General features: G+C 71.8%; 24 protein-coding genes. 11 read left to right on the top strand and 13 right to left on the bottom strand.

Translation table 11 applies throughout. From position 1 onward, the window contains the following. The coding region (locus tag AC1MIR_RS10135) for a heme ABC transporter permease (protein ID WP_480028046.1) at window positions 1-711 on the bottom strand (711 nt) is incomplete at its 3' end. 261 nt (window positions 712-972) lie between these two features. On the opposite strand from AC1MIR_RS10135, the gene AC1MIR_RS10130 reads away from it, so the two are divergent. From AC1MIR_RS10130 to AC1MIR_RS10115, 4 genes are all read left to right on the top strand, one after another. Further along, window positions 973-1,410 (top strand): EVE domain-containing protein, encoded by a 438-nt coding sequence (locus tag AC1MIR_RS10130; RefSeq protein WP_480028045.1) that lies wholly within the window; start codon window positions 973-975, stop codon window positions 1,408-1,410. After that, window positions 1,407-1,769: a Rieske (2Fe-2S) protein gene (locus AC1MIR_RS10125; protein WP_480028044.1), complete on the top strand. Its 363-nt coding sequence runs from the start codon at window positions 1,407-1,409 to the stop codon at window positions 1,767-1,769. The genes AC1MIR_RS10130 and AC1MIR_RS10125 overlap by 4 nt, the downstream gene beginning before the upstream one ends. A gap of 124 nt (window positions 1,770-1,893) precedes the next feature. After that, the gene (locus tag AC1MIR_RS10120; RefSeq protein WP_480028043.1) at window positions 1,894-2,292 is read left to right on the top strand and encodes a Rap1a/Tai family immunity protein; all 399 of its coding nucleotides are present in this window, start codon (window positions 1,894-1,896) and stop codon (window positions 2,290-2,292) included. Window positions 2,293-2,306: 14 nt separating this feature from the next. After that, window positions 2,307-2,618, top strand: coding sequence for a glycine zipper domain-containing protein (locus tag AC1MIR_RS10115; protein ID WP_480028042.1), 312 nt, complete (start codon window positions 2,307-2,309; stop codon window positions 2,616-2,618). Between the two features lie 17 nt (window positions 2,619-2,635). Here AC1MIR_RS10115 and AC1MIR_RS10110 read toward each other — a convergent pair whose 3' ends face one another. Further along, window positions 2,636-4,582 (bottom strand): polysaccharide biosynthesis protein, encoded by a 1,947-nt coding sequence (locus tag AC1MIR_RS10110; protein ID WP_480028041.1) that lies wholly within the window; start codon window positions 4,580-4,582, stop codon window positions 2,636-2,638. Window positions 4,583-4,677: 95 nt separating this feature from the next. Further along, window positions 4,678-5,037, bottom strand: coding sequence for a hypothetical protein (locus AC1MIR_RS10105; RefSeq protein WP_480028040.1), 360 nt, complete (start codon window positions 5,035-5,037; stop codon window positions 4,678-4,680). Window positions 5,038-5,446: 409 nt separating this feature from the next. Between AC1MIR_RS10105 and AC1MIR_RS10100 the strand changes: the two genes are divergently transcribed. Genes AC1MIR_RS10100 through AC1MIR_RS10085 form a run of 4 tightly spaced genes read left to right on the top strand, consistent with a single transcriptional unit; the run spans window position 5,447 to window position 8,779 of the window. Further along, complete coding sequence (locus tag AC1MIR_RS10100) at window positions 5,447-6,100, top strand: glutathione S-transferase family protein (RefSeq protein WP_480028039.1); 654 nt, start codon at window positions 5,447-5,449, stop codon at window positions 6,098-6,100. Then, a complete protein-coding gene (locus AC1MIR_RS10095) occupies window positions 6,097-6,981 on the top strand; it encodes a VOC family protein (protein WP_480028038.1) in 885 nt (294 codons plus the stop codon). Before AC1MIR_RS10100 ends, AC1MIR_RS10095 begins: the two co-directional genes overlap by 4 nt. Then, the gene (locus tag AC1MIR_RS10090) at window positions 6,978-7,727 is read left to right on the top strand and encodes an FkbM family methyltransferase (protein WP_480028037.1); all 750 of its coding nucleotides are present in this window, start codon (window positions 6,978-6,980) and stop codon (window positions 7,725-7,727) included. The genes AC1MIR_RS10095 and AC1MIR_RS10090 overlap by 4 nt, the downstream gene beginning before the upstream one ends. Next, window positions 7,727-8,779, top strand: a complete 1,053-nt coding sequence (locus AC1MIR_RS10085) for a glycosyltransferase family 4 protein (RefSeq protein ID WP_480028036.1) — start codon at window positions 7,727-7,729, stop codon at window positions 8,777-8,779. The genes AC1MIR_RS10090 and AC1MIR_RS10085 overlap by 1 nt, the downstream gene beginning before the upstream one ends. A 132-nt stretch (window positions 8,780-8,911) precedes the next feature. Here the strand turns inward: AC1MIR_RS10085 and AC1MIR_RS10080 are convergent, their stop codons facing one another. Next, entirely contained in the window at window positions 8,912-9,541 is a 630-nt protein-coding gene (locus AC1MIR_RS10080) for a Maf family protein (protein ID WP_480028035.1), read from the bottom strand. A gap of 127 nt (window positions 9,542-9,668) precedes the next feature. Beyond that, on the bottom strand, window positions 9,669-10,556 hold the full coding sequence (locus tag AC1MIR_RS10075) for a pyruvate, water dikinase regulatory protein (RefSeq protein WP_480028034.1): 888 nt from the start codon (window positions 10,554-10,556) through the stop codon (window positions 9,669-9,671). Between the two features lie 363 nt (window positions 10,557-10,919). Here AC1MIR_RS10075 and hemE point away from each other — a divergent pair, with 363 nt between their 5' ends. Then, window positions 10,920-11,966, top strand: a complete 1,047-nt coding sequence (hemE, locus tag AC1MIR_RS10070) for a uroporphyrinogen decarboxylase (RefSeq protein WP_480028738.1) — start codon at window positions 10,920-10,922, stop codon at window positions 11,964-11,966. Between the two features lie 51 nt (window positions 11,967-12,017). Here hemE and AC1MIR_RS10065 read toward each other — a convergent pair whose 3' ends face one another. From AC1MIR_RS10065 to AC1MIR_RS10055, 3 genes are all read right to left on the bottom strand, one after another. After that, window positions 12,018-12,344: a hypothetical protein gene (locus tag AC1MIR_RS10065; protein WP_480028033.1), complete on the bottom strand. Its 327-nt coding sequence runs from the start codon at window positions 12,342-12,344 to the stop codon at window positions 12,018-12,020. A 438-nt stretch (window positions 12,345-12,782) separates the two neighbouring features. After that, entirely contained in the window at window positions 12,783-13,739 is a 957-nt protein-coding gene (mltA, locus tag AC1MIR_RS10060) for a murein transglycosylase A (RefSeq protein WP_480028032.1), read from the bottom strand. Between the two features lie 221 nt (window positions 13,740-13,960). Then, window positions 13,961-14,647 carry a Tim44/TimA family putative adaptor protein gene (locus AC1MIR_RS10055; RefSeq protein WP_480028031.1) on the bottom strand — a complete coding sequence of 229 codons (687 nt, stop codon included), beginning with the start codon at window positions 14,645-14,647 and terminating at the stop codon, window positions 13,961-13,963. A gap of 149 nt (window positions 14,648-14,796) precedes the next feature. Between AC1MIR_RS10055 and AC1MIR_RS10050 the strand changes: the two genes are divergently transcribed. Next, the gene (locus AC1MIR_RS10050; protein WP_480028030.1) at window positions 14,797-15,357 is read left to right on the top strand and encodes a histidine phosphatase family protein; all 561 of its coding nucleotides are present in this window, start codon (window positions 14,797-14,799) and stop codon (window positions 15,355-15,357) included. A 75-nt stretch (window positions 15,358-15,432) separates the two neighbouring features. Here AC1MIR_RS10050 and AC1MIR_RS10045 read toward each other — a convergent pair whose 3' ends face one another. Then, on the bottom strand, window positions 15,433-15,747 hold the full coding sequence (locus AC1MIR_RS10045; RefSeq protein ID WP_480028029.1) for a hypothetical protein: 315 nt from the start codon (window positions 15,745-15,747) through the stop codon (window positions 15,433-15,435). 154 nt (window positions 15,748-15,901) lie between these two features. Beyond that, window positions 15,902-16,837, bottom strand: coding sequence for a formylglycine-generating enzyme family protein (locus AC1MIR_RS10040; protein ID WP_480028028.1), 936 nt, complete (start codon window positions 16,835-16,837; stop codon window positions 15,902-15,904). A 293-nt stretch (window positions 16,838-17,130) separates the two neighbouring features. On the opposite strand from AC1MIR_RS10040, the gene AC1MIR_RS10035 reads away from it, so the two are divergent. After that, window positions 17,131-17,877, top strand: a complete 747-nt coding sequence (locus AC1MIR_RS10035; RefSeq protein ID WP_480028027.1) for an SH3 domain-containing protein — start codon at window positions 17,131-17,133, stop codon at window positions 17,875-17,877. A gap of 4 nt (window positions 17,878-17,881) precedes the next feature. Here AC1MIR_RS10035 and AC1MIR_RS10030 read toward each other — a convergent pair whose 3' ends face one another. The 3 genes from AC1MIR_RS10030 to AC1MIR_RS10020 form a co-directional block, all read right to left on the bottom strand. Next, entirely contained in the window at window positions 17,882-18,748 is an 867-nt protein-coding gene (locus AC1MIR_RS10030) for a GNAT family N-acetyltransferase (protein ID WP_480028026.1), read from the bottom strand. A gap of 19 nt (window positions 18,749-18,767) precedes the next feature. Next, a complete protein-coding gene (locus AC1MIR_RS10025) occupies window positions 18,768-19,259 on the bottom strand; it encodes a Fur family transcriptional regulator (protein ID WP_480028025.1) in 492 nt (163 codons plus the stop codon). A gap of 73 nt (window positions 19,260-19,332) precedes the next feature. Continuing rightward, window positions 19,333-19,579: hypothetical protein (locus tag AC1MIR_RS10020; RefSeq protein WP_480028024.1), on the bottom strand; the 247-nt coding region annotated here is incomplete at its 5' end.

Below are 19,579 nucleotides of genomic sequence, written 5' to 3'. Positions count from 1 at the left end.
CCGGCGCAACTGCCCCCCTTGGGTACCCCTGGCCCGGGGGCCCCGGGGGGGGGGGCGCCCCACCCCCCGCGCGCCCACCCGCCGCTCCATCACCGCCGCGCGCGTGCGCGCCAGCACCACCACGGCGAAGAGGAACGAGAAGCCCAGCGCGCAGGTCAGCAGCGGATAGAGCATGTCCACATGCATCCCCGGCGCATCCAGGCGCGTGACGCTCGCGGGCTGGTGCAGCGTGTTCCACCAATCCACCGAGAACTTCACGATCGGGATGTTCACGATCCCGACCAGCGCGAGGATCGCACCCGCGCGCGCGCCCCGCTCGGCGTCGTCGAACGCCCGCACCAGCGCCGCATGGCCGAGCCAGAGGAAGAAAAGCACCAGCACCGAGGTCAGCCGCGCATCCCACACCCACCAGGTGCCCCACATCGGCTTGCCCCAGAGGCTGCCGGTGGCCAGGCACAGCGCCGTCGCCGCGGCGCCGACCGGCGACAGCTCCCGCGCCGTCAGGTCGGCCAGCGGATGCCGCCAGATCAGCGACATGATCGAGAGGATGGCCAGGCCCGTGTAGCCGCCCATGGCCAGCCAGGCCATCGGCACATGCACATACATGATCCGCACGGTCTCGCCCTGCTGCCAGTCGGTCGGCGAGACGACGAGCGCCCAGTACGCGCCGGCCGCCGTCACGCCGATCGCCAGCGCCCAGAGCCAGGGCATCCAGGCATCGGTCAGGCGCAGGAAACGGCCCGGATTGGCGAAGCGATGCAGCGACCGCCCACGCTCGGCGGGTGCGATGGGGCGAGGCCCGGTTGGCCGGGTCGGTGCGGAAGGGCTGGCGTCCACCGCGCTAACCTAGGGGGTACTCGCGGCGGATTGAAGCCACAGCCGTCGCGCGTTACGAGCCTGTCCGGGACGAAGCCCGGGAGCCTGTCGCCACCATGCGTCTCCGCCGCGCCGCAGGAAAGGATCGTGCCTGAGATGGCGCGGGGCCGCAGCCACTGGCTCGTGAAGTCCGAGCCCGATGCCTTCTCCTGGAACCAGCAGGTCGCCAACGGGGTCGAGCCCTGGACCGGCGTGCGCAACCACATGGCCAAGGCCAACCTGCAGGCCATGAAGAAGGGCGACCGCGCCTTCTTCTACCACTCCAACATCGGCAAGGAGATCGTCGGCGTGGTGGAGGTGGTGCGGGAGGCCTATCCCGACCCCACGGTCGGGCCGGACGACCCCAAGGGCGAGTGGGTCTGCGTGGATGTGAAGGCGGTGGGACCCATGCCGAAGCCGGTGACGCTGGCCGCGATCAAGGCGGACCCCGCCTTCGCCGACCTCGCCCTGGTGCGCCAGTCGCGGCTTTCGGTGATGCCGGTCAGCGCGGAGCACTGGAAGAAGCTCTGCAAGATGGGCGGCCTGAAGGGATGAGCGAGGTCTCCGCCACCGAGCGCGTGCTCTGCCGGCTGGACGAGATCCCCGACGGCCAGAGCCGCGGCTTCCCGGCGGCGCCGGGGGGCTTCACCGGCCTGTTCGCGATCCGCCGGGGCGCGCGGGTCTTCGTCTACGTGAACTCCTGCCCCCATGTCGGCCTGCCGCTGGACCCCGCCCCGGACCGCTTCCTGGACGCGAAGAAGCAGCACATCGTCTGCTCCGCGCACGGCGCCCGCTTCCGCATCGAGGATGGCGAGTGCTTCTCCGGCCCCTGCTACGGCGAGAGCCTGGAAGCCGTGCCGGTTCGCCTGGATGCCGAGGGGCGGGTGATCGTGCCGGCCGATGCGGGGCTGTGACGCGGCCCGGACTGCGCGATTCGGATAGCGAAAATCCTCGTCGAGCCTTGGATCGGCGCGAATTCGCCGTCTAGCCTCTCCGGCAAGCCGGGCAGCACGCCCGGCCGGAGGAGGGATAAGGCCCATGACGCGATGGCTTCCGGCCGCCCTGGCGCTCGCCTGCGCCGTGGGTCCGGCGCTGGCGCAGACCGCGCCCACGCAACCGCTGAACACCGCCACGCTGGTCGAGCTCTGCGGCGCGGCGCCCGCCATGTCGGAGGCGCCGGCCACCGCCTTCTGCCGCGGCTTCATCATCGGCGCCGGGCAGCATCACCAGGCCGTTGCGCGCGTCGCCGGCCAGCAGCCGGCCTTCTGCATGCCGAATCCCGGGCCGACGCATCAGGAATTCCAGGCCGCCTTCGTCGCCTGGGGCCGCGCCAACCCGCAATTCGCGCAGGAGAGCGCGGTGGATGGGCTGATCCGCTTCGCCGCCGCCACCTGGCCCTGCCCGCCAGCCGCCACCCCGGCCCGCAACCGCCGCTGAGAGGAAGCCGGACCATGCGACGCCTCATGATTCTGCCCGTCGTCGGGCTTCTCGGCCTCTCGGCCTGCTCGGGCGGCAACCTCCAGCCCGTCACCATCACCCCGCAGGAGGAGCGGCTGGCCATCGGCGCCGCCGCCGGCGCGCTGGGCGGCCTCGCGATCGGGTCGCTGACGGCGCAGGCGGGGGTTGGCGCGCTGATCGGCGCCGGCGTCGGCCTAGCCGGCGGCGCGCTCTACAACCACCACCTCCAGCAGCAGCGGAACACCTATCTCGAGGGCTACAACGCGGCCCGCTCCGGCCGCCCGGCCGCGCCGCCGGCGCAATAGACGCAGTCGGCGCCGGGTCAGCCCGGCGTCAGGCTGAATTCCGGGACCAGGCGGCCGAGCTCAGCCAGGGCCGCGTCCCGCTCACCCGCCGTCGCCAGCGCGGCGATGCGGTCGATGGCCGCGGCCATCTCGGCCGCGTCGGTGGTGCGCGGCACCGCCACGAGCAGGCCCGGGAAGCTGGTCGCCCGCGGCGGCTCCTGGCCGTGGAACAGCTCCTCGAACAGCTTCTCGCCGGGGCGCAGGCCGGTGAAGCGGATCTCGACATCCTCCTCCGGGCGCAGGCCCGCCAGGCGGATCATGCGGCGGGCGAGGTCCACGATCTTCACCGGATCGCCCATGTCGAGCACGAAGATGCCGCCGTCGCGCAGTTCCTTCGGTGCGTCCGCGGGATCGGTGGCGCCGACGACCGCGGCCTGCAGCACCAGCCCCACGGCCTCCCGCACCGTCATGAAGTAGCGGCTCATATCGGGGTGGGTGACGGTCAGCGGCCCGCCGCGCTCCAGCTGGCGGCGGAACAGCGGGACGACCGAGCCGGTGGAGCCCAGCACGTTGCCGAAGCGCACGGTGACGAGGCGCATGCCCCCATGCGCCCGTGCCTCGCCGCCGCTGGCGGCGCGGGCTTCCCTATCCCGCGCCTGGCAATACATCTCCGCCAGCCGCTTGCTCGCCCCCATGACGCTGGTCGGGTTCACCGCCTTGTCGGTGGAGATGAACACCATCAGCCCGCAGCCCGCTTCCCGCGCCGCATCCGCCACCACGCGGGTGCCGAGCGCGTTGGTCAGCAGGCCCTCCAGCGGGTCGTTCTCCACCATCGGCACATGCTTCAGCGCGGCGGCGTGGAACACCAGCTCCGGCCGGATCTCGGCGCAGAGGCGGCGGATGCGCGCCTCGTCGCGCACATCGGCCAGCACGGCGGTGCGCGGCACCTCCGGGTGGCGCTCCCGCAATTCGAGGTCGATCTCGTAGAGCACGTATTCGCCGTGATCGAGCAGCGTCAGGTGGGCCGGGCCGAGCGCCGCGACCTGCCGCGCCAGCTCGCCGCCGATGGTGCCGCCGGCGCCCGTCACCAGGACGCGCCTTCCCTGGATCAGCCGGGCCATGCCCTCGCGGTCGAGCGGCACCTGCGGGCGGTCCAGCAGGTCCTCGATCTCGATGGGACGAAGCGCGACCGGCGCCTCCGGCTCCGCCCGCTCTCCGGGGCGGCGGGCGGCGGGGCGGAGCGAGGTCAGGCTCGGCAGGCGCTTAACCGGCACGCCATGCCGGTCGCAGGCATCCAGCAGCCGCTGCAGCTCCTGCCCCTGCAGCTGGGTGGTGGCGATGGCGACCACCGCGGGCAGGCGGCCCTCGTCGCGCAGCATGTCGAGGATGGCGGCGGCGTCCTCGGCGGTGCCGAGCACCTCCACCCCCTGGATGCGCCGCCCCATCTGGCGCGAGCGGAGCGAGAGGATGCCCATCACGCGATAGGCCGTCCCGCGCTCCTGGCCGAGGGCGCGGATATAGAGGTCGGTGCCGTCCCCCGCGCCCACCAGCAGCACGCTCTGCACCGGCGATCCGTTGAGCGGCACGGTCCGCCCGGCATGGCGCAGCCGGGCCGCGACGCGGGGCGCGCCGAGCAGCGCGCCGAGCAACAGCGCGTGAATGGCCGGGAAGGCGAGGTTGGGCGGCCGCCAGGCGCCGGTCGCGTGCAGCAGACCCCAGAACAGCGCCGCGCCCAGCGCCGCGGAGCCCGCGATGGTCAGCAGGTCGGGCAGGGAGGCGAAGCGCCAGTATTGCCGCGACAGCCCGATGGGCCAGCCCGCCAGCAGCAACGCCGCGGCGCCGCCCGGCAGGCCGAGCAGCCACCAGGCGGCGGGCGGCCAGGCCCCCGGCGCCGCGAGCCACACGGCGCCCGGCACGGCGAGCGCGGCGAGCGCCGCGTCGAGGCCCAGATTCGTCAGGATGCGGTCGCGAGCCGTGGCGGCCATGGCACAGCCCCATAGACCCCGCCGGGCGTGGCCGGAAGGCAGGATCCGGAATCGGCGTCGGCAATCCGCGGCGCTAGCGCATCTGTCGCTACGACCTAACGCGAACGCACATGAACGCAGGCTCGCTCCGATCCTGGCGGCACATCAATTTGAACCCCCCGGAAGGGCTCACCCCCAAGTGGTTGGAGGAAGCCGTCGCGGGAGACGTTATATCCGCTGGCGACCAAAAATTCGAAAATCTGCTTGGCATAGTTGAAGCCTTCGAGATCGCCTGATGAATGCGCGATCAGAATTTCACGGCTGCGCGGCACCATCTGAAGAAGTTTTTCTTTTGCCGCTGAGTCAAGCACTCGGTCTGGAGTGCCTAAAAACACCTTTTCTATGGACACGCTGCCAGCGGTTATACCTCCACTCTGAAAATAGGATGCAACCATCGGGCGCTCATTTTGTGTCATGGTCGGCTCCGATTTTCACAGTGCCTGCGGTGATTCCGCCTGACTGATTGAATGAGACAACGGATGTCGCCGTGCTTGACGCCGTAAGCTCCGGCGCGGTCTTCGCACGAGATATGTAGAGTGTGAGCCACAACGACAGAGAACCCGCTACTGCCCCGAGAGCTAGTCCAATCCATCTTGGCGCGTCTATTCCAAGCGCTGGCAAGCCCCACTCTATCGCAGCAGCCGCCACGGCAAGAAGTGCCGACACAGCCCAGCCCGATACCACCTTTCCACGAGCCATGCCTTGAGTCTGGTTGCGCGGTGCGCGATTCGCAAGGCGTTCTGATCACCGGCTAGCCAGACCGCGCAGCGGCGTGCCAATCGACAGTCTCGCAGCGGGCGACGACTTGAGGGAGGCATTGCTGAAATGGCCGATGGCAGGCTGGTGATCGGGACCAAGCGCTACTCCTCCTGGAGCCTGCGCGGCTGGCTGATGGTGCACATGGCCGGGCTCGATGTGGAGGAGGTGGTGGTGCCGCTGGCCGGTGGCGCCACGGCGGCGATCAAGGCGATCTCGCCCAACGGCCTGGTGCCCTATCTGGAACATCGCGGCGCGCGGATGTGGGAGAGCATCGCCATCGCGGAGTATTGCGCCGAGGCCGCGCCCGCGTTGTGGCCGGCCGACCGCGCCGCGCGCGCCCATGCCCGCAGCATCGCCGCGGAGATGCATGCCGGCTTCCGCGCGCTGCGCATCGCGATGCCGATGAATCTCGGCCGCACCTTCCCCGGCAAGGGCCGCACACCCGAATGCCTCGCCGACATCGCGCGGGTGGAGGCGATCTGGGCCGAGGCGCTGGCGGCGCATGGCGGCCCCTTCCTGTTCGGCGCCGCCTTCACCCTGGCGGATGCGATGTATGCACCGGTGGTGACCCGCTTTCTGACCTGGCAGCCGGCGCTGTCCGAGGTGACGCAGGCCTATTGCCAGGCGGTGCGCGCGCATCCGCTGGTGGATCGCTGGTACCGCGAGGCGGCGGCCGAGCCGAAGGAATGGCTGCTCGAGAAATACGAGAACCCGGCATGATCACGGCCACCGCGCTCGATCACGTCGGCCTCTGCGCGCGCGACCCGGCGCCGCTCTGGGCAGCGTGGGAACGGCTCGGCTTCGCGCTGTCGCCCGTCGCGCAGCAATCCGGGCGGCGCACGCCGGACAGCGAGGTCGAGCCCTTCGGCACGGTGAACCGCTGCGCCTTCCTCCGCCACGGCTATGTCGAGCTGCTCGGCATCATGGACGATGCGCTGTTCGCCAATGGCGTGGACCGCTTCGTCGCGCGCTACACCGGCGCGCATATCCTGGCGCTGGCGATGGACGACGCCGAAGGCAACCTCGCGCGGCTGCGCGCGGGCGGACTGGCGATCCCCGGCATCGCCTGGCTGCAACGGCCGGTGGAGCCGGGTGGCCCGACGGCGCGCTTCGCCCGCCTGCCCTTCCCGGACGCGCCGGAAGGCCGGGTGCAGCTGGTGCAGCACCTGACGCCCGAACTGGTCTGGGACGCGCGCTGGATGGGCCACCGCAACGGCGCCGAGGCGCTGGAAAGCGCCATCCTGGTCAGCGCGGAGCCAGCGGAGACGATGGCGCGGCTTGCGCGGCTGGCGGGCGTGCCGGCCGAGCCCGATCCCCTCGCCGGCTTTCGCCTGCGCCTGCCCGGCGCGCCGCGCGCCGCGGGGCCCGACAGCCCAGCGATGGAGACGCGCATCCGGGTGCTGCCGCCCGAGGCGCTGGACCGCGCCCTGCCCGGCGTGACGGCGCCGGCGCTGCCCTTCATGGCGGGCTTCGTCATCCGCACGAGCGACAAGGCTGCAAGCGCACGCGCCCTGCTCGCCGACCTGAAGCTGCGCGACGCGCCGGAGGGCGTGATGGTGCCGCCCGAACAGGCCGGCGGGGCGGCCGTCATCTTCGCATGACCACCGCCGCCGCGATCCGCAAGTCGCTCCGTACCTACTACACGCCGGGTCGCGCGGCGGCGCTGGATGCGTTCCATGCGCGCTTCCTGGGTGCCGGTGAGCTCGGCTTCGATGTCGGCGCGCATGTCGGCGACCGCACGGCCAGCTTCCGGCGGCTCGGCGCGCGCGCCGTCGCGGTGGAGCCGCAGCCGCGCCTCGCCCGCCTGCTGCGCCTGCTTTTCTTTCGTGATCCCGGCGTGGTCCGCGTGGCCGCGCTGGTCGGCGCCGCGCCCGGCGAGGCGGTGCTGCGCATCAACACCGCGAACCCCACGGTCGCCACGGCGTCGGAGGCGTTCGTCGCGGCGGCCGAGGGCGCGGCGGGCTGGGAAGGCCAGGTGTGGGACACGGAGCTCCGCCTGCCCGTCACCACGCTGGATGCGCTCGCGGCGGCGCATGGCCGGCCCGACTTCGTGAAGATCGATGTCGAGGGCTACGAGGCGGTGGCGCTGGCGGGCCTCACCGTCGCGCCGCGCAGCCTCTCCTTCGAGTTCACCACCATCCAGCGCGACGTCGCGGCGCTTTGCCTCGATCGGCTGCAGGCGCTGGGCTACCGCGCCTTCAATGCCTGCCTCGGCGAGGGAATGCAGTTCGCCCATGCCGCGCCGCTGGATGCCGGAGCGATGGCCGCCTGGATCGCCGCCTTGCCGCACGAGGCGAATTCCGGCGACGTCTATGCCAGCCTGGAGCCGGCGCGGCTGGTCCGCTGATGCAGATCTACGCCCTCGCCGAGCATCTGGTCTTCGCGGTCGTCCTTGCGCTGCTCTCGGCCGCGGCGGTGCGGCTGATGATCGCCTTCCCGATCCTCGACCATCCGAATGCGCGCAGCGCCCATACCCGTCCGACGCCGCGCGGCGGCGGGGTGGGCGTGGTGCTGGCCTTCGTGGCGGGGATGCTGGTGCTGTATCTCGTCGCCGACTTCGCCCGCATCGCGGAGCGCCCCTTCCTCGGCGTGATCGCCGCGGCGCTGGCGATCGCCGGCGTCGCGCTGGCCGACGACATGCGCGACCTCTCGGCGCGGTTCCGGCTGCTGGCGCAATGCGCGGCGGCGCTCGTCGCGGTCGCGATGGGGCTGGTCGTCACGCAGCTCGCGATGCCCTGGGGCGGCATCCTGCAGCTCGGCTGGATGGCGCCGCTGGTCACGCTGGTCTGGATCGTCGGCTGCACCAATGCGGTGAACTTCATGGACGGGCTGGACGGGCTGGTCGGCGGCACGCTGCTGGTCGTCTCGGTCGCGCTGTGCGCCATCGCCGCCTGGCAGGGGGGAGCCTTCGTCTATGCCGCGGCGCTGTTCCTGGCCGCGGGCTTCGCCGGCTTCCTGCCCTTCAACCTGCATCCCGCGCGCATCTTCATGGGCGATGTCGGCAGCCAGTTCGCCGGCTTCATGATGGCGGTGCTCGGCGTCGCGGCGGCGCGCTTCGATTCCCAGCAGCTCTCCTTCGTGATCGTGCCGCTGCTGATGTTCGGGCTGCTGTTCGACGCCGCCTTCACCCTGGCGCGCCGCGCGCTGATGGGTGCGCGGCTGACGGAAGGCCACCGGACGCATCTCTACCAGCTCGCGCAACGCTCCGGCATGGGCGTGCGGCAGGTGGCGGCGGTGCATTGGGGCTTCGCGGCGTTCAACGCGCTGATGGTCGTCGCCTTCCTCGTGATCCCCTCGCCCTGGAAGGCGCTGGCCGGCCTGCCGGCGCTGGCGGTGCAGCTTGCCTGGCTGGCGCATGTGATGCGGCTGATGAAGCGCGCCGGCATCGGCTGGACATGATACCCGCGCCGCCGGGGCGCGCCCGCTCCGCCAGGTCATGTCCTTCCACAGCTCGGCAGACCGCGCCCGCGCCATGCCGGCTTGGCTCCGCCTCGACAACGCCCTCGGCAACGACAGCCAGGGCGTGGCGCGCTATCCGCGCAGCACGCCATGCCCGCGCAGGAAGCCCAGCAGGGGCAGCATCGGCAGGCCAAGGATAGCGCTGTGCTCGCCCTCCACCCGGCTGAACAGGTGCACGCCCATCGCCTCCAGCCGATAGGCGCCGACGCTGGCGCAGAGCCCCTCGCCCTCGGCCGCGAGATAGGCGTCGAGGAAGCCCTCGGAAAAGCTGCGCATCGTCAGCCGCGGCACCGAGACGTCCTGCCAGATGCGCGCCCCACCCCGCCAGGCGACGGTCGCCGTCACCAGCCGGTGTGTCCTGCCGCGCAGCGCCAGCAGCTGCGCCCGCGCCGCGGCCAGGTCCGTCGGCTTGTCGAACCAGCGCTCCTTGCCGTCCTCCATCCGGCAGGTGAGCAGCTGGTCGCAGCCGATCACCAGCGCGTCGGGGACGCGGCGGGCGATGCGCTCGGCCTTCGCCTCGGCCAGCATGATCGCGGCGTCCTCGGCCGGGATGCCCTCGGCCTGGGCGCTTTCCTTCAGCGCCGCCTCGTCCACCGCGGCCGGCAACGCCTCGAAGCGCAGCCCGGCGCGCTCCAGCAAGGTGCGGCGCGTGGCGCTCTGCGAGGCCAGCACCAGCACCGGATCGGCAGCCTGGAACGTCATCCCATCCGGCCCAGACACGCGCAGGCGGCGGCCGCAGGCCGCCGAGGCCGCGACGGCGGCCCGCCGGTCGTCCGGCGAGCCAAGCCGCCGGAGGCGGCGCCCGGCGCCTGAGGGCGATGCAAGTCCATCACCCGCCGAGCACGCCGGCGGCGGGGTCTTCGGGAGCGTGCGGCACGGCCGGCTGGCGCCGCCGCTCGTGCCATGCCTCCATCAGCTGCAGCACCGTCGCGGCCGTCTCCTCGATCGAGCGGCGCGTCACGTCGATCACCGGCCAGCCATGCTGGGTGCAGAGCCGGCGCGCCGCCTGGATCTCCGCCTTCACCGCCTCATGGTCCACATAGTCATTGGCGTCGCTGCGCACGCCGCCGGCGCCGATCAGCCGCAGCCGGTGGCGCCGGATCTCGATCAGGGCGCCGGCCTCGATATGCAGCCCGACCACCGGGCAGGGCGCCTCGTTCAGCTCGGACGGCATGGTCGCGCCCGGCACGATGGGGACGTTGGCCGCCTTGATGCCGCGATTCGCCAGGTAGAAGCAGGTCGGCGTCTTGCTGCTGCGGGAGACGCCCACCAGGCACACATCCGCCTCATGGATGCCGGCCACGCCCTGCCCGTCGTCATGCGCCAGCACGTAGTGCATTGCGTCGATCCGCCGAAAATAGTCGGCGTCCATCACATGCTGCGCCGCCCGCTTCTCCCGCGCCGGCTCGCCGAGCTCGGTCTGCAACAGCTCCATGATCGGATCCAGCACGGAGAGGCATGCCACGCCGAGGCGCGCGCAATGCTCCTCCAGCGCGTGGCGCAGGCTGCGGTCGGCCACGGTGAACAGCACCGGCCCCGGCTCCGCCTCGATGCCGTCCAGCACGCGGTCGAGCTGCAGGCGGGAACGGATCAGCGACCAGCGGTGATGGATCACATGCGGCTCGTCGAAGCGCGAGAGCGTGGCACGTGCCACCGAGTTCAGCGTCTCGCCGGTGCTGTCGGAGACGAGGTGCAGGTTGATCGTGCGATGCGGCATGGAGGGGCTCCCGGGGCGCTCCGCGGATCGCGGGGATGGCGGGGAAAACCCGCCCGGGTCAAGGGCAGGGTCGCGAAAGGGGTGGGAAACCCGCCCCTCCGCGCGACGCAGGGATGACTTTCCCGCTGCCGCTCACGCTTTCGTGGGCAAGCCGGATTCCGATGCGGCGGCAATGCGTTGCACCGCGTAGCTTGCGTGGACAGGCCTGTGGATCGTCCGGGCAAAGCACCCATCCCCGATGACCACAGGCCCAACAGCACTCCACCCACTTCAAGGATTCAGAGTCTTTTAGGATGATGGGCGCCGTTGTTCCGGGAGGCAGGCTTGTCGGCAGGCAATGAGGCAGGGGTGGCGGCTGGCGCCATGGCGGAGCCGCGCAGGCCATTGCTGCGCGCGCTGTCGGGCGAGCCGGTCTGGCCGCCGCCGATGTGGCTGATGCGCCAGGCAGGCCGCTACCTGCCCGAATACCGCGCGGTGCGGGAGAAGGCCGGCGGCTTCATCGCCCTCTGCACCACGCCCGACCTCGCCTCGGAGGTCACGATCCAGCCGATCCGCCGCTACGGCATGGATGGCGCGATCCTGTTCTCCGACATCCTCATGGTGCCCTGGGCGCTCGGCCAGCCGCTCCGCTTCGCCGAGGGCGAAGGGCCGGTGCTGGAGCCGCTGCGCGACGCCGCCGGCATCGGCGGGCTCGAGCTCGACAAGGTCCGCGAGCGCGCCGCCCCGATCTTCGAGACGGTGCGCCTGACCCGTGCCGCGCTGGCGGAGCAGCATGCGAAGACCGCGCTGATCGGCTTCGCCGGCAGCCCCTGGACGGTGGCGGCCTACATGGTGGAGGGGCATGGCAGCCGCGACTTCCACACCGCACGCGGCATGGCCTTCGCCGATCCCGCCCTGTTCGGCCGGCTGATCCGCACGCTCGTGGAGGCAACAACGGACTACCTTCTCGGGCAGATCGAGGCCGGCGCCGAGGCGGTCATGCTGTTCGACAGCTGGGCCGGCATGTTGCCTCCGAGCCAGTTCCGGCGCTGGGTGATCGAGCCGACGGCGACCATCGTGCGCAACGTCAAGCGCCTGCATCCGAGCGTGCCGGTGGTGGGCTTCCCCCGCCTGGCCGGGCCGCTGATCGGCGAATATGTGCAGCGGACGGGCGTGGACACGGTGGCGATGGACACCGCGATGGATCCGCGCTTCGCCGCCTCCGCCGTGCCGGCCAATATTGCGCTGCAGGGCAATCTCGACCCGCTGGCGCTGGTCGCCGGCGGCGCGGCGCTGGAGGCCGAGGCGCGGCAGATCCTGGCGGCGATGCGCGGCCGCCCCTTCGTCTTCAACCTCGGCCACGGCATCGAGAAGATCACGCCGCCCGAGCATGTGGCGGCGCTGGTTCGGCTGGTGCGCAGCGGGGGGTGAGCGTCGTGCTGAAAGCTAGGCGCCCTCAGAACGAGGGCGCCTAGCGTTGGATCAGCCGTTGCAGACTGGTCTGTAGCGGTCGACCAGATCGGCCTCTTCGCGCAGCCGTGCCTGTTCGCCACTGCTGTTGAGGTGCGCGTGGATGTGGGTAGCACCATTGCGTTTGGCGCACGCCACTTTGTGATGGAAGTCGAACCGCTCGCTCAGATTCCCCGTTTGCCCAAAGTAGAGCGGTTCCCACCGACCCTGGCCCAGGTATTTCGCGAAGCAGTAGTTCCCTGGCTCCGCCCTGAACGACGTGCCCAGGGGATACACCCAGTAGGTATAGGTCGCGCCTGAAAGGCCGGACCAGACGAACGTTGCTGCGGTTGTGCTCAAGGCACACTTCTCCAACGACGTCGCACGCACTCGTGCTGACGTTCAAGCGAAGCGGCCTTGACCAAAGCCCCTGATCCTCAGATAGACTGAGGTGCGTGCAGACGCCCATCCGCCAGCCGCTTCTGGCATGCGGTGGTCACGAAAGGCCGGGGTGGCAGCCCCGGCCTTTCGCTTTTGGTAATGCCCCCTCTAAGTAGCTGAACTATCTCGGGTCATCAATGGCATGTCTTCCCATCCACATATTTATAGGGCTGGTGGGGCATTTATGCCACAAGATGTGGTGTGAAAGGTGAGTCTGACTCCCCTTTTTCCTGGTGATGGGGCCGCTGGCCGAATCCATTCCGATTCGGACTCAATTCAATCGACGCAAAGTATTGCACGTGTGGGAATGTTTTCAGTTCTGTGCTCAAGCCATGATATTGGGTGAAGTCAGAGATCTCACCGCGGCAGCAGCACCCACATGGCCGCCGGGTCGCGCATCCGCCCCGCGCGCTCGGCGGCCTCCTCGCCCCAGCCGGTGAAGAGGTCCGCCCGCGCCCGGCCGCGGATCGCGCCGCCGGTGTCCTGCGCCACCGTGCGGCGGCGCAGCGGCGTGTCGGTGACCGGGTCGCGCCCGGCGATCCACAGCGGCAGGCCCAGCGGCACCTTGGTGCGGTCCACGGCCACCGAGCGCATCGGCGTCAGCGGCACGCCGAGGGTTCCCACCGGCCCCTGCTCCGGCGGCAGGTCCAGCACCCGGAAGAAGACATAGCTCGGGTTGCGCGCCATCAGCGCCGCGGCGGCCTCCGGCCCGGCTTCCCGCATCCAGCCGCGGATGGACTGCATCGAGACCGTCTCGCGCGTCAGCGCGCCCTGCTCGACCAGGAAGCGGCCGATGGCAACGTACGCGAATCCGTTCCAGCCGGCATAGCCGAGCCGCAGCACGCGGCCATCGGCGAAGCGGACGCGGCCGGACCCCTGGATCTGCAGGAAGAAGGCGTCGGCCGGGTCGTCCACCCAGGCGAGTTCCAGCCCGCGCCCGGCCAGGGCACCGCCTGCGATGGCCGCGCGGTCGTGGAAGGGCTGCAGCCGGCCTTCCCGCACGACGCCCGCGATGCGCCGGCCGCGCAGCTCGGGCAGATGCGTGCCGAGATCGGCCTCCACCAGCTCGGGCGGGCGCGCCAGCAGCGGCGTGGCGTGGCGGGGGCTTCGGGTCGGGCTGCCGCGCAGTTCCGGCTCGAAATAGCCGGTCAGCGTGCCCTCCCCGAGCGCCACGGGCCGGAAATGCGTCTCGAGGAAGGCGCGCGCCGCGGCGTCGCCGGGCGGGAGGTTCTGGAGCGCCGCGCAGGCCGGCTTGAGGCTGTCGGCGCTGCGTGCCGTCGCGCCTTCGCCACCCAGGCTTCGCTCCGGCGGCATGCGCGCGATGGCTGCGCAGCTTTGGCGCAGTGCCGGCAGAACCTCGGCGTGCCGGTCCGCGCCCCAGCCCGGCAGATCCGCGAAGACCGCCTCCCGCGGAAACCCCCCTGGCGCGCATCCCGCCAGCACCGCCAGCAAGCCCGCGACCGCCAAAGTCCCAAAAGCCCTCTCCCCCCGAGGGGGGAGAGGGTTGGGTGAGGGGGGACCTTTCCTTGTGGCGCTCAGGCCGACTGCGTCGCCACCAGCTTCCAGGTCGGGTCCTGGCTGCGCAGGTCGCGCTGGAAGGTCCAGATGTCCACGAGCTCGGTCACCGCCTCGGCACCGGCCACCACGCCGCCGTCCTTCGCGGTGGTCAGGTTCACCTGGTCGGACACGAAGCGGACCGTCACATCGGCGATCGTGCCCCGCAGGTCGGCCGCTTCGACCTTCGTCTCCTGCATGGCGCGGACCTCGCTGCGCTGGCTTTCGCCCGCCGCCTCGCGGCGGGAGATCTCGCCCTCGAAGCCGCCGAAGGTGTCGTCCGAAAGAAGCATGCGCAGCGTGTCCCGGTCGCCGCGGGCGAAGGCGTCCACCACCATGCGGAAGGCGCCCTCGGCGCCGTGCAGGAAGCCTTCGGGGTCGAAGGAGGGGTCCACGGCGCGGATGCGCATCAGCGCCTGCCCGACGGGGCTGCGCGGATCGGGCACGATGCGGCGGGTGCCGTCCGGCTGGATCTGCGGCGAGGGCAGCTCCGGCAGGGCATCGGCCGCCGGCGCGGTGCGCGCAGACTGCGGATCGTAGGGATGCGGCCCCTCGCGCCGCGGGCGTTCGAAGCCGGTGCGGCGGCCGAGCACGCTGCGCAGGCGCAGCACCAGGAAGGCCGCGACCATCGCGAACAGGATCAGGTCGACCGGGAAACCGCCGGACATGGATTTCTCCTCACTTGCCCATCACTTAGGGCTCGCGGGCCCGCCTCGCAACGGCAAGATTTTTCCGCCGTGCCGGCCCGCCCCACGCTCCCCGTCGCGCGGGCCAGCTCCGACCGCTATACCGGTCGCCGAACCTTCGGGACAGCGCGATGATCCTGCTGCGTCACGGCCAGAGCGAGTTCAACCTGCACTTCACCGCCACCCGCCGCGATCCTGGCATCAAGGATCCGAAGCTGACCGCGCTCGGGCACGAGCAGGCGGAAGCCGCGGCGGAGGCGCTGGCCGGCACGCAGGAGATCCGGCGCATCATCGCCTCGCCCTACACCCGCGCGCTGCAGACCGCCGCGCCGCGGGCGCGCCGGCTCAGGCTGCCGGTGACCGTCAACCCGATCGTGCGGGAGCGCTACGCCTTCACCTGCGACATCGGCAGCCCCGCCACGGCGCTGCGCGGCGCCTGGCCGGAGCTGACGCTCGACCACCTGGAGGAGGTCTGGTGGCCGCTGCAGGAGGAGCCGGCGGACCAGGTCCTGGCCCGTGCCGCGCGCTTCCGGGGCGAGATGGCGGTGCTGGAGGATTGGGCGCACACGGTCGTCGTGAGCCATTGGGGCTTCATCCTGTCCATGACCGGGCGAAGCGTGGCCAATGGCCAGTGGCTGCCTTGCGACCCGACCGAGCCCGCGCTGCAGGAAGTGGTCTGGAAGCACCACTGAGCCGGAAGGCCCGGCGGGGCGTATGCCGCCGCGCGGGCATGGCGCCGGGGGCGGCGGGAGCCCGCTCGCCGGCGATCAGCGCCGCCGAAGATGGCGGGCCGCGGCCAGGCCCAGCAGACCGATCCCGAACACCGCGAGCGCCGCCGGTGCCGGGGCCGCCACGGCGACCGAATTCCGGTTGCTCATCTCGCCCATCTGGGGGGAGGCGGCGACCAGCTCGACCCGGTCCGCCTCGGCGATCGTCTCGGCGACCGCATCGGCGGCCGGCGCCGCCTGGGCCAGGATGATGTCGGTGGTGTCATGGCTGATCCTGCCGGCCTGGACGGGGCTGGCCAGGGCCGCCAGGGCTGTCAAGGCGATCGCGACGGTCGCGGTCTTCCGGTTCAGCAAGGTCAGTCTCCGATCTCCGCCAGGGCGGAGGGCATCGCGGCAATCCGCGCTTGCCGGAGGCGTAGCAAGCCGCGGGCCAAAAGCCAGGACATTGAAATATTGCCGCTATCCCGACCGGCTTCACGCCGCTGTAAGGTTTGGCGACAGGGTCCTGTCACGCCGCGCCCGGCGGGAGGCCCGCCGGGCGCACCACGCAGCGGAAGCCGACATGGCAGGTGGAGGTGTCCACCGCCTCGGCATGCCGCGCCGCGGGCCGGTAGCGGCGGCAATGATTCGGCGCGCAGAGGAAGCTGCCGCCCTTCAGCACGCGGCGGGGGATGCGGATCTCGGGCTGCGCCGGATCGTAGCTGGCCGCGTCGTCCACGCGCCGCGGGTTCATCGGGATGCAGCAGGATTTCGGGCTGTCCGCCTCATGGCGCGGCGCCCAGAAATCCTGGGTCCATTCCCAGACATTCCCGATCATGTCGAGCAGGCCGTAGCCATTGGCGGGGAAGCTGCCGACCGGGCTGGTCGCCTCCCACCCGTCCTCCCGCGTATTCCGGTAGGGGAAGGCGCCCTGCCAGGTATTGGCCATGATCCGGCCCTTGGGCCGCATGTTGGTGCCCCAGGCGAAGGGTGCCCCGTCCAGCCCGCCACGGGCGGCGAATTCCCACTCCGCCTCGGTCGGCAGGTCCTTGCCGGCCCATCGCGCATAGGCCAGCGCGTCGCCATAGGTGACATGCACCACCGGATGGTCCTCCAGCCCCTCGATCGAGGAGCCGGGGCCATAGGGCGCGCGCCACCAGGCGCCGGGGCGCAACTCCCACCACAGGCCCCATTGCGTCAGGTCCACGGGGCCCTTGGTCTTGCGGAACACCAGGCTGCCGGCGAACAGCATGTGCGGCAGCGCGCCCGGATAGTCGCGCGGGTCGGGCGCGGTCTCGGCGAAGGTCACGTGCCCGGTGGCCGCGACGAAGGCGGCGAATTGCCGGTTGGTCACCGGCGTCGTGTCGATCCAGAAGCCGTCCACCGCGGCGCGATGGACCGGCGCCTCCTCCGGGTAGTGGTCGTTCGAGCCCATGCGGAAGGTGCCGCCCGGGATCCAAGTCATGCCGGCGGGCGCCGTCTCCGCCCGATCGTTGCCGGCCGCTGCGTCCAACGCCTGCGCCTCCGCCGCCATGACCGTCGCTCCAGGCTGCCCGTGTCCGGCCCGAGCATGCCCCAAAGCGGCGCGTCCAGGCACCCCGCTTGGGCATCGCAATGCCGGGATCTTGTATGGGGCATTGTTGCAATGGTCGCGGCCGTCATGCGAACTCGGCCATCGCCTGGCTGTTCGTGCCGCCATCGGGCCGATTGGTCGCTGCCGGCAGCAAGGCCGGGCGCTGCGCCGGGGAGGGCCGCGACATGCACAGATTGGCCGCCGCCGGCGCCCTGGTCCTGTTGGTCGGATGCGACGATCCCGCCCCCGCCACGCCGCGCGCCGAAGCGCCGGCGGCCGAGACGCAGGGTCGCGCCGAAGCCGCGATGCGCGCCACCGAGGAGCGTCTGCGCGCCCGTCTGCGCGAGGAGGGCGCGCTGACGCTGCGCGCGGTGCAGGGCCACCGCCAGGCCATGGCCGAGACCTTCGCCATATGCGGCCAGGTGCTGCCCGGCAGCCGCCGCAGCGAGCCCTACCTGCCCTTCGTCTCCGTCGTGACCTTCGAGGGCGAGCGCCCGGCCGGCGTGGAGTTCCACCTCGCCGCCACCTCGGTGGAGGCGACGCGCGTGTACTACGAGATGGTGGACCGCTGCTTCGACGGCGGCGGCCCGCCCAATGCGCGCACCACCGTGCGCCCGCTGCCGCCCGCTCCCTCGGTGCAGCCCGGCCAGGCTTTCGCGCCGCCCGCCGCCACGGCGCCGGCCGCCCCGGCGCCTGCTCCCGTCGCGGCCACCGCCCCGGTGTCCGATGCACTCATCGCCCCGACCGCACGCGGCACCGTCAGCGTGCGCAGCGCCGCCAATCTCCGCGCCCATCCGGGCGGCGAGGTGCTACGCGTGGTGCCCCGCGGCGCCACCCTCGACGTGTTCGAGGAAGCGCCCGGCGGCTGGTACCAGGTGGGAGAGGGCGAGCCCTGGGGCTGGGTGCATGGCTCGCTGCTGGAGGGGGGCTGACGCGCTACTCCTCCTTCGCGCCGCCCGCCGTCCGTTCGTAGTGCCGAAAATACTTGTCGGTGATCAGGTCCGTCTTCACGACGATGCAGACATCGGTGGTGTTGAACTGCGCGTCGATCACCGCGCCGTCGCCCACGAAGCCGCCGAGCCGGAGGTAGCCCTTGATCAGCGGCGGCAGCGCGACGAGCGCGGCCTTCATGTCCAGCCGCCCGAGCGGCATCCGGTCCATCGCCACGTAGCGCTGCGGCAGGGCGCGCGCGCGCAGCGCCGGCGGCGCCAGGTGGTTGGCGTGCAGGTAGGAGAGCTGCGGCGCCAGTGCGTCGAGATCGGTGCCGGGCAGGGAGGCGCAGCCGAACATCAGGTCGATGCGGTGGCGGAAGACGAAGGCGGCGATGCCGCGCCAGAGAAGCTGCAGCGTGCCGCGCGTGCGATAGGGCGCCGCGACGCAGGACCGGCCGAGCTCCATCACCTCGCCCGGGAAGTTCGCCAGCAGCGACACGTCGTATTCGCTCTCGGAGTAGAAGCGCCCGAGCTTCCGCGCGCCCTCGCGACGGATCATGCGATAGGTGCCGACGACCGCCTCCGGCCCGTTGCCGAGGTCGTGGTCGAGCACGACCAGGTGGTCGGCCACCGTGTCGAACTCGTCCACGTCGCGCCGCGCCGCGGCGGCCGCGGCATCGGCGCGCGCGCCCATCTCCTCGTAGAAGACGCGGAAGCGCAGCGCCTGCGCGGCATCCACCTCGGCCGCGCTTTCGGCAAGGCGCAGGCCGAGATTGCCGGCGCGCAGCTCCTCGAAGGGGCCGGAGGGCGCCTCGGCCTCGGCGCTGCCGAGCGGCGTCGGATCGTCGGGCAGGGGCCCGTCAACGCTCATGCCGCACGCCCCTCCCGCCTCACCGACCGGCCTTCCGGGCGGGGCGCGCCGCCGGCGCATCCTCCGGGCGCCGGCCGAACAGCTCCAGGCGCTGGCCGATCAGGTCGAAGCCCAGGCGCTCGGCGATGGCGCGCGCCAGGCGCTCGAACTCGGCATCCTCGAACTCGATGACCTTGCCGGTGTCCACATCGATCAGATGATGGTGATGGCCCCGATCGGTGGGGTCGAAGCGCGCCCGGCCGCCGCCGAAGTCGCGCCGCTCGAGGATGCCCTTTTCCTCCAGCAGGCGGACCGTGCGGTAGACGGTCGCGACGGAGATGCGGGAATCCAGCGCGCTGGCCCGGCGATAGAGTTCCTCGACATCCGGGTGATCCTCGGCCTCGCTCAGCACGCGGGCAATCAGCCGGCGCTGACCGGTCATCTTCAGCCCACGCTCGATGCAGAGCCGCTCGATCCGCGACGGATCGGGGCGCTGGCCGTTGGGCGAGGTCTGGGCGGCGGATGTATCCATGCTGGGCGCGGCGATCTCCGGCAGCCGGCAGGTCGGCCGGCGCGGCGCCTTTCCATAGACCGGGCGGGCCGCGTCACCAAATGCGCGGTGCCACCGGAGGACCGTCCGTGGCGCCGCGCCGGGACGGCGCATGCCCGGGGTGCGGCGCCCGCGCGCACCCGCCCCGCCCCGCCGCCCCCCCCCCCCCCCCCCCCCCCCCCCCCCCCGCCCCGGCGCCCCCCCGCGCCTGGAGCGCGAGCGCGGCGGTCAGCCCGCCGATGCCGCCGCCCACGATCAGGACCTTCATGCGCTTGCTCCCCGGCACCCGCCGCCGGAGATTT

The organism is Falsiroseomonas sp. RANM36 (assembly GCF_056682175.1).
The sequence above is the reverse complement of the archived record's forward strand: the minus strand, read 5'-3'. Positions and strand labels throughout refer to the sequence as shown.